The sequence below is a fragment of the Sphingobacterium sp. UBA5996 genome, from assembly GCF_002429765.1.
In the GTDB taxonomy this organism is placed as follows: domain Bacteria; phylum Bacteroidota; class Bacteroidia; order Sphingobacteriales; family Sphingobacteriaceae; genus Sphingobacterium.
In genome coordinates this window covers 112,422-126,983 of sequence record NZ_DJAS01000024.1, presented here as the reverse complement: position 1 = coordinate 126,983, position 14,562 = coordinate 112,422, and the positions used below count along the sequence as shown (strand labels likewise).

The 14,562-nt window shown below is 36.8% G+C and carries 12 protein-coding genes and 4 tRNA genes; 9 read left to right on the top strand and 7 right to left on the bottom strand.

All coding sequences use genetic code 11. The features are described 5' to 3' along the window. Window positions 1-104: 104 nt before the first annotated feature. Window positions 105-452 carry a 50S ribosomal protein L19 gene (rplS, locus tag B3E00_RS18970; protein ID WP_209581561.1) on the bottom strand — a complete coding sequence of 116 codons (348 nt, stop codon included), beginning with the start codon at window positions 450-452 and terminating at the stop codon, window positions 105-107. 342 nt (window positions 453-794) lie between these two features. Here rplS and B3E00_RS18965 point away from each other — a divergent pair. After that, window positions 795-868, top strand: a tRNA-Pro gene (locus B3E00_RS18965). A 42-nt stretch (window positions 869-910) separates the two neighbouring features. Here B3E00_RS18965 and B3E00_RS18960 read toward each other — a convergent pair. Next, window positions 911-3,286: an ABC transporter permease gene (locus B3E00_RS18960; protein ID WP_293939682.1), complete on the bottom strand. Its 2,376-nt coding sequence runs from the start codon at window positions 3,284-3,286 to the stop codon at window positions 911-913. A 380-nt stretch (window positions 3,287-3,666) separates the two neighbouring features. Here B3E00_RS18960 and B3E00_RS18955 point away from each other — a divergent pair. The 3 genes from B3E00_RS18955 (at window position 3,667) to B3E00_RS18945 (ending at window position 5,258) form a co-directional block, all read left to right on the top strand. Further along, window positions 3,667-3,740, top strand: a tRNA-Pro gene (locus B3E00_RS18955). A 334-nt stretch (window positions 3,741-4,074) separates the two neighbouring features. After that, a tRNA-Pro gene (locus B3E00_RS18950) sits at window positions 4,075-4,148 on the top strand. Between the two features lie 129 nt (window positions 4,149-4,277). After that, window positions 4,278-5,258, top strand: a complete 981-nt coding sequence (locus tag B3E00_RS18945) for a 3-keto-disaccharide hydrolase (RefSeq protein ID WP_293888849.1) — start codon at window positions 4,278-4,280, stop codon at window positions 5,256-5,258. A 41-nt stretch (window positions 5,259-5,299) separates the two neighbouring features. Here the strand turns inward: B3E00_RS18945 and B3E00_RS18940 are convergent, their stop codons facing one another. Further along, entirely contained in the window at window positions 5,300-5,593 is a 294-nt protein-coding gene (locus tag B3E00_RS18940; RefSeq protein ID WP_209581567.1) for a Smr/MutS family protein, read from the bottom strand. 45 nt (window positions 5,594-5,638) lie between these two features. Next, window positions 5,639-6,058, bottom strand: a complete 420-nt coding sequence (locus tag B3E00_RS18935) for a hypothetical protein (protein ID WP_209581568.1) — start codon at window positions 6,056-6,058, stop codon at window positions 5,639-5,641. A gap of 228 nt (window positions 6,059-6,286) precedes the next feature. Between B3E00_RS18935 and B3E00_RS18930 the strand changes: the two genes are divergently transcribed. Further along, entirely contained in the window at window positions 6,287-7,033 is a 747-nt protein-coding gene (locus B3E00_RS18930; RefSeq protein WP_293939680.1) for a copper homeostasis protein CutC, read from the top strand. 34 nt (window positions 7,034-7,067) lie between these two features. Here the strand turns inward: B3E00_RS18930 and B3E00_RS18925 are convergent, their stop codons facing one another. Then, window positions 7,068-7,247 carry a hypothetical protein gene (locus B3E00_RS18925; RefSeq protein WP_046671880.1) on the bottom strand — a complete coding sequence of 60 codons (180 nt, stop codon included), beginning with the start codon at window positions 7,245-7,247 and terminating at the stop codon, window positions 7,068-7,070. 33 nt (window positions 7,248-7,280) lie between these two features. Then, a tRNA-Cys gene (locus B3E00_RS18920) sits at window positions 7,281-7,351 on the bottom strand. Between the two features lie 448 nt (window positions 7,352-7,799). Between B3E00_RS18920 and B3E00_RS18915 the strand changes: the two genes are divergently transcribed. Further along, window positions 7,800-8,411: a porin family protein gene (locus B3E00_RS18915; protein WP_209581570.1), complete on the top strand. Its 612-nt coding sequence runs from the start codon at window positions 7,800-7,802 to the stop codon at window positions 8,409-8,411. Window positions 8,412-8,527: 116 nt separating this feature from the next. Next, entirely contained in the window at window positions 8,528-9,661 is a 1,134-nt protein-coding gene (locus tag B3E00_RS18910) for an AI-2E family transporter (protein ID WP_293939678.1), read from the top strand. A gap of 191 nt (window positions 9,662-9,852) precedes the next feature. Here the strand turns inward: B3E00_RS18910 and B3E00_RS18905 are convergent, their stop codons facing one another. Further along, on the bottom strand, window positions 9,853-11,436 hold the full coding sequence (locus B3E00_RS18905) for a hypothetical protein (RefSeq protein WP_293939677.1): 1,584 nt from the start codon (window positions 11,434-11,436) through the stop codon (window positions 9,853-9,855). Window positions 11,437-12,713: 1,277 nt separating this feature from the next. Between B3E00_RS18905 and B3E00_RS18900 the strand changes: the two genes are divergently transcribed. Together B3E00_RS18900 and B3E00_RS18895 are read left to right on the top strand one after the other, a co-directional pair. Beyond that, window positions 12,714-13,661, top strand: a complete 948-nt coding sequence (locus tag B3E00_RS18900; RefSeq protein WP_293939676.1) for a hypothetical protein — start codon at window positions 12,714-12,716, stop codon at window positions 13,659-13,661. A 279-nt stretch (window positions 13,662-13,940) separates the two neighbouring features. After that, entirely contained in the window at window positions 13,941-14,552 is a 612-nt protein-coding gene (locus B3E00_RS18895; protein WP_293939675.1) for a porin family protein, read from the top strand. The last annotated feature ends 10 nt before the right edge of the window (window positions 14,553-14,562 follow it).

Here is a 14,562-nt window from a genome sequence, read left to right as displayed (position 1 = left end):
AGGAAGTTGGTAATATGGCTTGGGGGGTAAAAAGGAAATCTATAGTCCATAAAAAAAGGCTTTGAATGATTTCAAAGCCTTTTTTTATGCCGTGGTAGTCGTAATTAGATTCTTTTCGATTTAATACGAGCAGCTTTACCAGTAAGGCCGCGTAAATAGAATAATTTCGCGCGACGAACTTTACCGTAGCTGTTTACTACAATTTTTTCAATGTTTGGTGAGTTTACAGGGAAAATACGTTCAACACCTACACCGTTTGAGATTTTACGAACGGTAAAAGTAGCGTTAGCACCTTCGCTGTTTAATTGAATTACTACACCTTGGTACACCTGTACACGCTCTTTATTTCCTTCGCGAATTTTATAATGAACGCTGATGGTATCTCCAGCTTTGAAAGCGGGAATTTCATTCTTTACTACCGCTTGTTCTTCTACAAATTTTACTAAATCCATGATTTCGAGTAATTATTAACGATTTATATCCTGTAAAAATCGGAATGCAATATTACGACTTATTTTCTGAATATAAAAATACTTTTTTAAAAAACTATTGACTGATATTCAAATCGGATGCAAAGATATGAAAATGAATTGGATAATTTAAAGATATTTTGAATATTCCTTTGGCTGTTATTTAGGTGGGGTTTTCGACGGGTAAATGCTAGAGAATATATTGTTGTTGTAAAAATAGTATGCAATTAATCAGTTGGTTAGTGATTATTTTTTGGTCGACTGTTGACAAAGTCAAAAAATGATTAGATATTTGTGCCACACAAAACAAAGGTGATACCTTTTCGGGGTGTAGCGTAGCCCGGTATCGCGCCACATTTGGGATGTGGAGGTCGTAGGTTCGAATCCTGCCACCCCGACTTAAAAGCTCGATGAATGTCGAGCTTTTTTTGTTTTGTCTATTATTCGTCTCGTAAACTATTTACAGGATTGGCTATCGCTATTCGGATGGCTTGCCATCCTACCGTAATCAGAGCGATCGCTATCGTCACAGTTCCCGCGAGCAAAAAGAGCCACCATGGAATAGTAATGCGGTAAGCAAAGTCCTCCAGCCATTTATTCATGATCAGCCAGGCAGTTGGTGCCGCGATAAGTAAAGCAATTAGTACGGGTTTCAGAAAATCTTTTGACAACAATGCTGTAACGCCGGATACCGAGGCGCCAAGCACCTTACGTATTCCAATCTCTTTATTTCTTTTGGTAGCCGTAAATGAAGCTAGGCCGTATAGGCCGAGACAGGCTATAAATATGGCTAATCCCGCAAAAAGACTAAGAATGCGCTGTTGCCTGAGGTCGGTTTTGTAGAGGGTGTCAAACTTTTGGTCCAAAAAGCTATATTCAAAAGGGTATAAGGGAGCTGATTTAGCCAATGCCTTTTTAATAGTATTTAGCGCCGCAGGGAAATCCTTTGTGTTCAATCTCAGAAGCGCTACCCTTAGGTCATCGGAAGGAGAAATCACGAGTGCATCCATGTTTTCTTTTAGGGATAGAAAGTTGAAGTCGTCCACTACGCCGATGATTGTTCGTGGAGATTGGTCACGGATCGTATTTTTTATCCATTTTCCAACGGCCTGTTCTGGAGTATATCCGAGCATTGATGCTGCAGTACGATTAACTAATACGGCGCTAGCGGAGTCTGTTGGATATTGCGCCGAGAAGTTACGGCCGGCAATTATTTTGAGTTTTAAGGTGCTTACGTAATCAAAATCAGTGAATTCAGTTCTGGATTTCCACTTCTCACCGATTTTTCTCTCTACTTCAAATGTGTGGCTATCGAAAAAGCCGCCTGGTTCGCCAGACATAAAGGAGACCGATGCAATGTCGCTGCTCGCGGATAGTTCATTTTTGAATGTACGTAGGTTGTTATATAGTTCTTCATTGTCAATAGGGATAACGACGGTCTGTTGGTCGTCGTATCCAAGCCCCATTTCTTTTACATATTTCATCTGCTTGGTAATAATCATTGTACCTATGATAAGCAGAATGGAGATGCTGAACTGCACCACAACTAACGTATGGCGAAACAGCGTTCCTCCTTTACCTATGCGTAATTTCCCTTTTAATGCTTGTGTAGGGGAAAAGGTCGAAAGGTATAATGCAGGATAGCTGCCTGCTAATAAGCCTACAATAACGATAAGCGCCAGTAGAAAAATATAGATGGGCCACCAATTCCAGGGAACTGTCAGCGTGTATCCCAAGAGCTGATTGTATATGGGCATTAATAGTTGTAGCAGGCAGATGGCGAGCAAACAGGATATTGCAGTTAGTAAAATAGACTCTCCGATAAACTGTCCCATTAATTGAATACGTTGTGCTCCGAGCACCTTCCGTAAGCCGACTTCTTTTGATCGGTCAACCGCACGTATCGTTGAAAGATTCATGAAGTTGATGCAGGCGATAACCAATATGAGTATGGCGATCGATAAAAAGATGTAAATGACTTTTTTGTCACCATGTTTTGCACTGTCAAATGCGCTGTGTGGCTCAAGATATACGTCTTTCAGCGGGGTGAGCGCTAGATCAAAATGAATTCCCATATTTGTGGAAACCGCTTTCATATGCCTGTCCATAAAAGAGGGGAGTTGATTTTCAAGTTTTTGGGCGTTTTTATTTTCGTTGAGTAGGATATAAGTAAATAAGTTGTTGTTTTCCCATGCTTTGAACGGTTCGGTATTGATATAGTTGGATAATGGAATGACCAAATCAAAATCTAAGTGAGAGTTGACCGGAAGATCTTTTGCAATCCCTGTAACGGTGAGTTGTTTGCTTTTATCCAACTGGAGTATTTTGCCAATTGGATTGTCATTTCCAAAATATTTTCTCGCTGTTTTTTCTGTTAATACTACACTTGTTGGGTTTTTCAAAACAGTCGTTGGATTTCCTTTGAGCAGGGGAAAGCTAAAGAGTTCAAAGAAATCAGCATCAGCAATAAAGAGTTTTTTTTCATTGAACGTAATGCTATCAAAAGCGAATAGTCCATTGGCGGGCATGACTCGTACAGCCTTTTTGATTTCATCCGGATAATCGGTTAATAGGGCAGGAGCATATGGGGCAGATAAATAAGGTGCACGATCTTTGCTATTGTCGAAACCGCGCATGAGGCGATAAATGCGGTCACCCTGGCTGTGAAATTTGTCAAAACTAAACTGATTGGCAATAAATAGGAATATCATAGCACAGACCGTGATCCCTATCGTTAAACCAAGAATATTGATAAAGGAGAAGACCTTGTTTTTCATCAGGTTCCGCCATGCGATTTGTAAATAATTCTTTATCATACTTTTCGTTATATGTGTTCATTTTGATCTTCTGATAATCAATAGCTTTGAATAATATTTTAATCTACAGACTCTTAAAAATATTAATTTCGGTCAGTTTCAAAAGAACTGCCAAATCAATAAATATCTAGTAGTGAATGAATTACATTTTTTTTTAATGATTTAAGTGTTTGGATATGAACACCTGATGTTCATATCCGAACATGTTAGGTGCTGAAATAAAAGCGAGTTATCGGAGACGTGCTGTAAATGGAAAAGACGGTTGTGAGTAAGAATATGTCGCAATGAAACAACAGGTTAGTTTTATTTTGTGCATTTCATTTGCAAATAAATTGTAAGAAGCGTATATTTGTGCACACAAAACAAAGGTGATACCTTTTCGGGGTGTAGCGTAGCCCGGTATCGCGCCACATTTGGGATGTGGAGGTCGTAGGTTCGAATCCTGCCACCCCGACTATAAAAAGCTCTAACGAAAGTTAGGGCTTTTTTTGTTTCGGGACAGGGTGAAGATCTCGGGTCTTTAAGATACGCTATTGCTCAATCTTTAGAACATTTAACCGGTCCTGCCGTTTAAGCTACCACTATTTTAATCGTTTGCTTGTGTATTTATTCTACAAGTTAGGGGGGTGTTATATTAGTTTTTATACCGAAATTGATTGAGGCATTAAATCTTTCATAAATTATTTTACAATAAATCAGTTTGTTAAGTGTTTTATGAAGAATATTCTTGAAAGATAGCTATATTTAATGTACTTTTGTGCCACACAAAACAAAGGTGATACCTTTTTCGGGGTGTAGCGTAGCCCGGTATCGCGCCACATTTGGGATGTGGAGGTCGTAGGTTCGAATCCTGCCACCCCGACTAAGAGAGCTCTAACGAAAGTTAGGGCTTTTTTTATATCTATTTTTAACATAATATCTTTGTAAACCCGATGTTAAACAGATAAATTGCTTTAAATTTACTGTCAATTCGAATATAAACATAAATAATATGAACAGAAAAGCGGCATTTCTTTTAGGAATTTTGGCCTCTTGTGCATTACCGCAAGTAACCTTTGCTACACATTCAGTTGGAGAGTCTTTCCATTATCAACAAGATGTAGAGGGTAAAGAGCTGATAGGGCGATGGGATATCGAAGTAGATGTCAACGGTACACCAGCACCATCCTGGTTAGAGGTGAAATTGTCAGGCTATAGAACGTTAGTCGGTCACTATGTGAGTACTTCTGGGAGTGCCCGACCGGTTTCTCATGTGTTTTACGAAAAAGGAAAGTTTAAGTTTTCTATCCCTCCTCAATGGGAGAGTGGAAAGATGAATTTGAGTGTGGAGGGCGAACTTGTCAATGGTGTTTTGGAAGGAACGATAACAGAGCCGGATGGCAAAACATATCGTTTTAAAGGTACACGCGCTCCAGAACTAAAGCGCACCGCTGCTGTCAAATGGGGTAAACCTATTCAACTATTCAATGGCAAGGATCTATCCGGATGGAAAGCCACAGGTAAGACAAATCAATGGTTGGTAAAAAATGGTATTTTGACCAGTCCGCAGTCCGGATCTAATTTAGTTTCTGAACAAAAATTTGAAGATTTCAAATTGCACGTCGAGTTTAAAATTCCAGCAGGGAGCAACAGTGGAGTCTACCTGAGAGGTCGTTATGAGGTTCAGATAGAGGATAGTCCCAAGGATGCCCATCCAAATGCCGTGCTTTTCGCAGGGGTATATGGCTTTTTAGCTGCTAATGAAATGGTCAATAAAGGAGCCGGACAATGGCAAACATTCGACATTACACTTATTGGCCGTCTCGTGACGGTAGTGGCAAATGGTAAGACTGTGATCTGTAATCAAGAAATCCCAGGCATAACTGGCGGTGCGTTGGATAGCAAAGAGGCAGAGCCGGGACCGATCTATTTCCAGGGGGATCACGGTCCGGTTGAATTCCGTAAGGTGATTATTACACCAGCAATTAAGTAACTGCACATCACGCTAAGGCTGCCTGAGAATAGGTAGCCTTTTTAAATTCCTATGACAACGACCACAATATCTTCATTCTGGTAGGATGTATAATAACGTTCAATAGATCCATTATCCTTGTATTCCTTCAGTTCTTCAAAAACCATTTTTTTGAGCATTCCTTTTCCCTTGCCATGAATAAACTTTATTTCGTTCATTTCCCAATAAATAGCTGCGTCTAGATTAGATCGCATAAAATCAATGGATTCCTGTAAGAGTTCCTCTGGTGAATAATCTTCCCAATCATCAAGGAAGGCATCGGTATGTAAGTCAACAATAGCTGAAGGTTTGCGCATTTCTCAATATTTTACAATGCTGCAAAAGTATAACAAAACGGCGACTTAATAGGTGAAGTCGTTTACGAAATAAATCGCTTGGGCAAATTTTTCATGCCATTTTTTGATAATAGCTGCAATTTCATATTCTTCCTCATCGGCATGGCTGAGCATCAATGATTCGATCGACTGTAGTAACTGCTTGACATCAAGAAAATAACCGTCAAAATCCCGGAATCCAGAAATTGTGTCGCGAACCAGCAGCATCACATCGTGGCGAAGTGTTATCATATCGTAGCGCGAAGAAATTCTATCCAGCAACCATTCCTTTTGGAAATTGGAATCAATATGTCTGTTGCACGCCTGATTGAAAAGTAGCTCAAATTCAACGACTTGATGCTTAAGGTCATAAATAGCTTGTTGGAGCTCTTCAAAAGTGCTGATAATTTTCTCCTGCGTCTCCATATTCTTCGATACAATTGCCATGATAATTTACTTAAAATGATATACAATTGATTTTTAGCTGTTTAAATAAAAACATGTAAGGTAAATACAAATAGGTAAGCAGAATGTTTTTAATGTTTTAATTTGTATGCGTAACTATTAGTTTTACTCTTTTTAACCTTAGTATTAGTCCAATACAGGGAAGAGAATAGGTTATTTGCTATTTTTTTACGTTATTCGCGTAAACGAAAAATAGCTTAATAAAATCAAATGAAGGAAAAGGCGATTGGAAACTACCAATTAGAAATCTGTTCAAATTCTGTAGCGTCTGCTATAGAGGCCGAAAAGGGGGGAGCAACCCGCGTAGAGTTTTGTCAAAATTTAGAAAACGGGGGAACTACACCTTCGTTTGGCCAGCTACAGTTAGTAAGAAAATTGGTTAGTATTGGTATTCATGTGCTTATCAGGCCACGTGGAGGGGACTTCCTTTATACCGAGACTGAGATTTTGGAAATGATCGCAGATATTGAAATATGTAAGCAGTTGGGGATGGATGGCGTTGTAATCGGTATGCTGAATGCAGATGGTACGGTCGATAAAGTCAATACCTTGCGGTTAGTTGAAGCTGCACGCCCCATGGATGTTACGTTCCACCGCGCCTTTGATCGCGTAGAAGATCCTTTCCGTGCGTTGGAAGACGTTATTGATATGGGGATAGATCGTATTTTGACATCCGGTTTAAGAAATTCTGCACTCGCTGGAGTTTCGATACTCAAAGAGTTGGTTCAACAAGCCAATGGCCGTATTGTAATTATGCCTGGTGCAGGGGTCGACGCGTCTAATATCGTTCACATTTTAAAAGAAACGGGTGCAGTTGCGATACACAGTTCGGCAAAGGAGCTGCATGTTTCGGAAATGAGATTTAAGCAGGTTCAAGTCAATGGAATGGATGAAGCACAGTGGATGAGCTCAAAAGAAAAAGTCCACCAAATGGTGGACCTATTAAAAAGCCTTTAAAGTTATACTTTAAAGGCTATTAGATTCTTCTTACTTATTTAGCTTCTGAAGCTAATTGATTTAAGATAGCATCGTTTTTAACGATTTGGTTGCTAGCTTTCATTTTTGATCTAGAACCCAACTCTACGTTAGTTCCTAATTTCAAAAACTGAACTTCAACACGTGAAACAGTTTTATTTCTTCTATCTTTTCTTTTTAAACGTGTAACTCCCATTTTGATAATATTTTTATTGTTTAAAATAAAACGAGGTCGGAAGCGGATTCGAACCGCTGTAGGAGGTTTTGCAGACCTCAGCCTAGCCACTCGGCCATCCGACCCTATTTTTTTCCTTTTGAAGGTCTGCAAAAATAAAACTTATAATTGGAATTAAAAAATCTTTATGATAAAACTTTTGAGTTTTTAAGCATTGCTCTGAAAACCAAGCTTGTATTTTCAATGCATAGCCTTTAACGCATGTTTATGAAAATGTGTTTAACAATTTAAAGCGAAATTTTAGCCGCTTTACTTCAATAAAGTATCCAGCTATTTACGAAGGCTTTTTTAGATGATTATTACCAACATAGTAAGGTGGAATTTACTCCACCAATTGTCTTTTTTAAAGGACATTAGTAAGTATAGTATTTTTAAATTTTAATATTTTTTTGATTTGAAAATGAACATATTATATATTTTGGAATAGATATTGCAAAACACGTTGTCAGAAATCTCATACAGGAAATATATGAGAATAAAAGATAAAAGAACAAAGTAATTAAATTGGGAAACATGAAAAAATTATTATTATCTGCAGCAATTTTATTTGGATCAATGGGCGCATTTGCACAAGGAGGATTGGGTTACGGATTACGTGCGGGTGTAAATATTCCTAAATATTCCATGGACAATGGTAGTACAAAATCTATCACAGGATTTTTTGTGACAGGTTATTTGGATGCACCAATTTCACCAACATTTTCTATTCAGCCAGGATTATCCCTGCAAAATAAAGGTGGGAAAGAATCCATCAGCGAAGGATCAAGTGAAAATAAAGTAACTGTTATGTCTTTGGATATCCCAGTCAATTTAGTAGCTAAATTGCCTACTGGTGCGTCCGGTAATTTCTTTGTTGGCGCAGGACCATATGTCGGTTTTGGATTAAGTGGCAAAAGTAAGCAAACTCTTGCCGGTGTCACAACGGAAGATGATATTAAGTTTGGCAGTGGTTCTGGAGACGAAATGAAGCGTACCGATTTTGGTGTAAATTTCTTAGCAGGTTATCAATTAACCAACGGATTTCAGATCAATGCTGGTTATGGTTTAGGTTTGACGAACTTATCACCTAATGTTGGTTCGGCTAAAAACAGAGTTTGGTCCGTTGGTATCGGTTTCGGACTATAAGAAATATAAGTACTTAAACTTATTATGAGGAAAGAGTCCCTGCGGTTGTGGGGACTTTTTTAATGGATTAAACTTAAATCGACCTAAATTGTTATTTTTATGCAAAAGATAGCTGTATGAAAAGATTTCTTACTTTACCATTCTATGTGAAGTTGGCCAGTGTACTTATTAGTATTCTCCTGTTAGGTTATTTAGCAAAGATTGGTGATACCATCCTTGTCCCGATGATCTTGGGATTGCTATTCTCCCTGCTTTTGATACCGTTGAGCAATTTTATGGAACGTAAACTACGCTTCCCAAGAACATTAGCGGGCATTTTGAGTGTGATATTATTCTTCGGAGTTTTGGGGTATGGGCTTTTTCTATTAGCTTCCCAACTCACACTTCTTAAGGAAGATTTTCCAGCATTTAAAGAGCAGATCATGGATGGTGCGAGTAAACTGCAAAGCTGGGTGAGTGAACAATTTGGCATAAGGCACAAAGAGCAGATGGAATTCATCAATAAGACGGCCTCGAAGTCCGTGGATTCTGGTACGCTATTTCTAGGAACGGCATTGGTTTCACTTTCCTCCATGTTTATATTATTTGTTTTTACTTTCCTTTATACATTTTTTCTCCTCATCTATAGAGGGCATATCGTGAAGTTTCTTCTATTTGTCAATCGTGTCGAAGACCGGCCCATTGTGGTCGATGTAGTACAGCAGGTACAGTATGTCGTCAAAAAGTATCTCATTGGTTTATTGATCCAGATGAGCTTAGTTTCCCTTTTGGTCTTTATAGTTTTGTCATTGATTGGTGTCAAATATAGTTTGCTTTTAGCTTTAATTACAGGGGTGTTTAATGTGCTGCCCTATGTCGGTATTTTTTCCTCTATACTTATTATTTCCATTCTTACTTTCGCAACATCATCGTTGACCCATGTGGTTTTGGTCATCTTAGCGTTGATTATTGTACACATGATTGATAGTAACTTTATCGTCCCTAAAATTGTGGGTTCAAAAGTTAAAGTAAATTCATTGTTTGCGATGTTGTCCATCATTATCGGTGAGATGATATGGGGTATTTCCGGGATGTTTTTAGCCATTCCTATTTTGGCAATAGTTAAGATTGTGATGGATCGTATAAAAGAACTTAGGCCCTGGGGATTTCTGCTAGGAGAGGAAGATAGTAAAGATGAGGTATACAAGGAATTATTTGAGACGCTCAATCCGATAGAGAAGAATATTATTGAGAATGACGTGAAGAAATAGTATCATTCAGATCATTGGCCCAATTCTTTGATTTTGTAGCTATTTTGTAGTATTAACTGAGGCAAGCAAATAGTGCTGGTTCAGATTAGGTTGGCTTAAAACGGCGGACAGGAGACTCCTTTTTGGATCTCCTGTCTGCCTTTAACATTTCTATCCCTAAAATGCAGGGCGAATTGTTTTAGATGGTTTGGTTATTGAACTCTTCTCGGCTCAATTCCAATAGTATACATGCCCGAGCTGTATTCTCTCGTTGTATATGACGATCCATCAAAGCCTGTTACAATCTTATCTGCAAAATTAACAATAACATCTCCTAATTGGTCGCTTTGTTTCGTGACTTTGTAAGATACTGTCGATGATCTATCTTCTTCTAGACTTGCACCAAACTTTAATCCAATTTTAGCTTTTTCATTTCCTAATGAAGCATCGATTCCAAAATTAGTCGCAAATTTTACGGTGCGAGTTTCTGATCTGCTTTCTTCCGCTGTGTCGTCGACCTCCTCTACGATTATCTTAATTGTTGACGCATATTCGTCAAGTTTCCAATTAAATAGTGGTATATTAAGAGGTACTTTTTTCGGATTGATAGACTCGATTTCCCAAACAGGTGGCATATTGTTTAACAAATTTGGGGGTAAACCAAAAAAGAACCTTTTATATTTAACATCATATAAATCTGGACCATCCACTGCAAAATGCTTATTAAAACTAGCACCGACGCCATTTTTTGCATTTACTAAGATATTTACTCGAAATTGGAAACTTCCGCTTGTCCATGGAACTTTCGGAATATTACCTTTCCATGATGGGTCAGCGTAATTTTTATTGTTGATGGGATCTCCATCTTGGTCAGAGATAATACCTAAACTATTAGCGTCGTTCATCATAAAAGATGTTATATGTTCTTGATAGTCATAATTAAATTTTCCCTTAGGCTGACCAGGTGTAATGTCATAATAGATAAGATCGCGTTGCCAGCCATCTGTATTCTTGTAAGTGTCAAACGCCGTCTTGATTTTAGGATCGATAGCAGAAGCATTTATGGTTGATGCTCTAAGTTTTGGTGAAGATTTTTGATTTTTTTCATTTAAGCCGTTAAATGCTTCGTCTAAAAATTCGAAAGTATATAAACTACTTTTCAATAAATGTTTATCGGAGTTTTTTTCTTTGTTGTCATTAGAAGTGGAAGCCTTAGTTGAATGAGACGCACCTGAGCTTACTTTTACTACTTCGTTCTCTTTTATAACGACAATGGGGAATGAAGGGATATATTTTGCTTCTAAAATATATTCTTCGCCCTTCTCATTCACAATAGGGACATTGGCTGTTGTGTTCAATGTATAGGCCACTTGAGGAATTTCTGTTTGCGTGTTCCATTTTTCAGCGGAAAAACTATCCATCGGTAGCTTAGGAACAAAAATTGTAAGTGTTGGATAGAGTCGATCCAATTCATTCAAATTTTCTTTCTTTTCATATTGTTCAGCAATAATATCCTTGAATTTTTTATCCCCAATCATTTCCTCTTTTACCATCTGATAAAGAATATCATAATCTAGGTCAAATTTTTTAAGAGCCTCATTTTTTATAAATGCCCTTAATTCTGAGTTGGAGGCTAAAGCCTTAGCAAAAGCTTTAGAAAACTCCTGTTTGTAGACGGATTTGGCATCTAGCAAATTCTGTTCAATTTCCTGTTGGTTGCTTTCAGAAGAAAGATTGTCTTTCTTACAGGCTATTATACTTGAAAGTAAAATAGCTGATAATAAAATTTTTCTCATTATTAAAGTTAAATTATATAATTAAATATCGTAAATATAGATATTATTTTTCTCATTTATGGTTTTTTTAGAAATTTAATTTCTTTTTGTTTTTTTTGTATGATGTTTGAGTTTTATTATTTTCAAAAATATGTTTTGTAATTGGTTTCCTTTTGGTAGTTTAATGGAAAGATTAGATGTGCAAAACTATTAATAGCAAGTGGCTCAGAATTGAAATAGTCTACATATCTACTGTTAATAATGAGTTTTAAGCATTACTAACAGTAGATATGTGAAATTTTTTGATTTAATATAAGAAATGGCAAGCATGGATAATTACTGACAACAATAAAATTTGACATTTTTGCTAGGTTATATCTCGGAATGTTTAATGCTTATTTTTTTTGCGGTAGAAATAATTGATAGGGTACAAGTTAATATTATGTTATTTCTAAGTTTTATGTATAAGCAGGTTCAGTCAACATTTGAGCTATGGTTGAAAATGAATTTATAATCTAATTTTTTTGGATTGTCTTGGAAACCTCTTCGGAACATTTGCGTTGTTGACTAGTTCTGTGCCATATATTAATCGGACTTAGGCCAAATAAATACTGCTTTGAGTCTGGTTTGAATCTACCTGTTATCCGCTTGTTATACGGATATCGTACAAATTTAATGCGAATTTGTTTAAGACAAAGCACCGGAGAAAACTTAGTATTATTTAGATAGTAGATCATGCTCTTATAAAACACGAAATGGGAAGTTTTTAAACCTTAATTTCATTTGAAAGCCGGGGTAATTTGTCCGAAAAGCAAATTAAAAATACGAGGTAGTATGAATAATGTAAAAGCTACTTAAATACATCATATTTTGGAGGATATCCTTATTTTGTTTTTTCCGTAAACAAACCTCCCGTTCTCATCTTTCTTTCTTGTCAATTTTAAAGTGCCTTTGGTTCCGTTACAATATTTTAATGCATTTGCTAGAAATAATGGACGTATTGAACCTCCCAATTCTTTTTCACAAGTTTTTAAGATGTTAATGATCTAAATATTTAGGGTCTTCACAGTAGCAAGCTTTTTAAAAAATTGGTCTTGTAAGATCATAAAATGTAGGATTCACTACTGAATCGCATCATACCAATACATCTCATTCAATATCAAAAAGTTTTTAAAAGCGCATAACGATTTAGAGTTACCCAGCTTGTCGAGACCTTTAATATGGTGTAATTTGCTATTTAACAATAATTAATGTATTTTGTGTGAATAATTAATTCTTTTTGTGAAAATTATGATGATATGATGAATAGATCTCTACTTGTATTTTCTGTTTTTTTCTTGTTTCTTGTAGCTGGTTGTAAAAAGTCGGAAGAAAGTGGTGCTGATTCTAAAGCGAGTATTTTGTTTTCGGACAACAATCATGCTGTTAGAGGAAAGGTGACTTACGATTACAATTTGGATAATTGTGGACAGATTAATCTAATTACCGCAGTAAAGGAGGACAACGGTGATTACGCTGAGTTGAAGTTGACTTTACTTCAGAATGGTGCACTGGCCAAGGTGCAGTATTTAAAACAAAATTCGCCGGATGATGGTAATTATTTTGCGCCGCATCTCCAAACGGAGAAATCTTTTAAGATCAAAGATTTCAAATATGATAAAAAGGGAGGCCGTTTGTCCTTTTCCTTTGATGGGAAAGTTTTCAAAAATAATAAACCCAGTGGTGAACGTATATTGGCTGGTAAAGTAGAACTTAACTCAATTCAATACGTCCCATGTGAGGCATTGATATTTGATGTGATGACAGTTAATCCGGCTTTCAACTTTTTCGCTATTCCCGGAACCTCCAATAATTCTGTGAATACTACTGGGGGACCAGATAAGTATAAAGAGTTTGCATACAATGTTTATTCCAACGCTGGTCAGTTTCTGAGCTTGAGACTAGATCGCGATATATCAAAATTGGTGGGCCAAGAGATTGCATTTGACGAAGGAAATAAAATGTTTAATGTACGATATTGGGAATATATTGGACCTTATATGCTCTCAGAATCCTATGGTCCGATTGACAGAAATTGGAAGCGCTTTCAGACAAGAGGAAAGTTAGTTAATATCCAAAAAATGTCTGATAATCGGTATGGTAAGCCTTATTATAGTGGGTTGATCATCATGGATATATTCGATGAGGACCGCATGGTAAAACAGGCTGTTGAATTACCTTTCCATTTATCATCTTGGGTTGATTAATAACAAGGAGGGTACTGTATGAATAACAGATAGTGGGTTTTGTTGACGATTTATTGAAATTAGATCCATATCAAAAAGTATTAATTATAAAAGCCACTAAAGATGTGGCTTTTACTGTTTTCGTGATCAGTTATACAAATTGAATAACTTCCTTATGTTGAATTATAGATACATCAATTTTTGTAATTCTAAAAAAATGTTATAGAAATATATCAAGATTTTTTAGTTGTATTTCAGTAAATTATATGCTATTTTCGTTCTATATTTAATTTGTTTTTTATGAAAAGAAAATTACTATCAATCGCTGCAGCATTGTGTTTTATTGCTGGAGCCAAAGCACAGACTTCTTATGGTCTTAAGGCTGGTGTTAACTTTGCTAAATATAAGATAAGCGGAGGTAATACGACCTATACTTCGGACGCTAATACATCGTTTTATATTACTGGATTTGCAGATATGCCTGTGGCTCCAAACTTTAGCTTACAGCCTGGCGTTTCACTTCAAGGTAAAGGAGGAAAGGTTTCTGCTGGTGAGTTTGGTTTGAATGAGGATGCTAAAGATGATCTGATGTATATTGAGATTCCTTTAAATTTGGTATATTATGTTCCTACCGGAGATGCTGGAAAAGTGTTTTTTGGTGCAGGTCCTTATGCTGGGTTTGGGATTCACGCAAAAGCTAGTAAAGGAAATTATAGTGAAAGCGGAAGTTTTGGCGATGCCGGTATAAAGACCTTCGATGCTGGTTTAAATTTATTGGCTGGTTACAAACTAACAAATGGTTTCTTGATCAATGCTGGTTATGGACTAGGATTAACAAATATGTATAAAGATATCGAAGGGGTCACTTCTAAAAACCGCGTATTCTCAGTAGGTGTTGGATACCAGTTCTAATCAAAAAAAT

Coding starts and splice junctions, on each gene's coding strand:
- B3E00_RS18930 (WP_293939680.1), top strand. CDS start 6,287: ATGAAGGAAAAGGCGATTGGAAACTACCAATTAGAAATCTGTTCAAAT.
- B3E00_RS18925 (WP_046671880.1), bottom strand. CDS start 7,247: ATGGGAGTTACACGTTTAAAAAGAAAAGATAGAAGAAATAAAACTGTT.
- B3E00_RS18935 (WP_209581568.1), bottom strand. CDS start 6,058: ATGGCAATTGTATCGAAGAATATGGAGACGCAGGAGAAAATTATCAGC.
- B3E00_RS18895 (WP_293939675.1), top strand. CDS start 13,941: ATGAAAAGAAAATTACTATCAATCGCTGCAGCATTGTGTTTTATTGCT.
- rplS (WP_209581561.1), bottom strand. CDS start 452: ATGGATTTAGTAAAATTTGTAGAAGAACAAGCGGTAGTAAAGAATGAA.
- B3E00_RS18945 (WP_293888849.1), top strand. CDS start 4,278: ATGAACAGAAAAGCGGCATTTCTTTTAGGAATTTTGGCCTCTTGTGCA.
- B3E00_RS18915 (WP_209581570.1), top strand. CDS start 7,800: ATGAAAAAATTATTATTATCTGCAGCAATTTTATTTGGATCAATGGGC.
- B3E00_RS18940 (WP_209581567.1), bottom strand. CDS start 5,593: ATGCGCAAACCTTCAGCTATTGTTGACTTACATACCGATGCCTTCCTT.
- B3E00_RS18910 (WP_293939678.1), top strand. CDS start 8,528: ATGAAAAGATTTCTTACTTTACCATTCTATGTGAAGTTGGCCAGTGTA.
- B3E00_RS18900 (WP_293939676.1), top strand. CDS start 12,714: ATGATGAATAGATCTCTACTTGTATTTTCTGTTTTTTTCTTGTTTCTT.
- B3E00_RS18960 (WP_293939682.1), bottom strand. CDS start 3,286: ATGATAAAGAATTATTTACAAATCGCATGGCGGAACCTGATGAAAAAC.
- B3E00_RS18905 (WP_293939677.1), bottom strand. CDS start 11,436: ATGAGAAAAATTTTATTATCAGCTATTTTACTTTCAAGTATAATAGCC.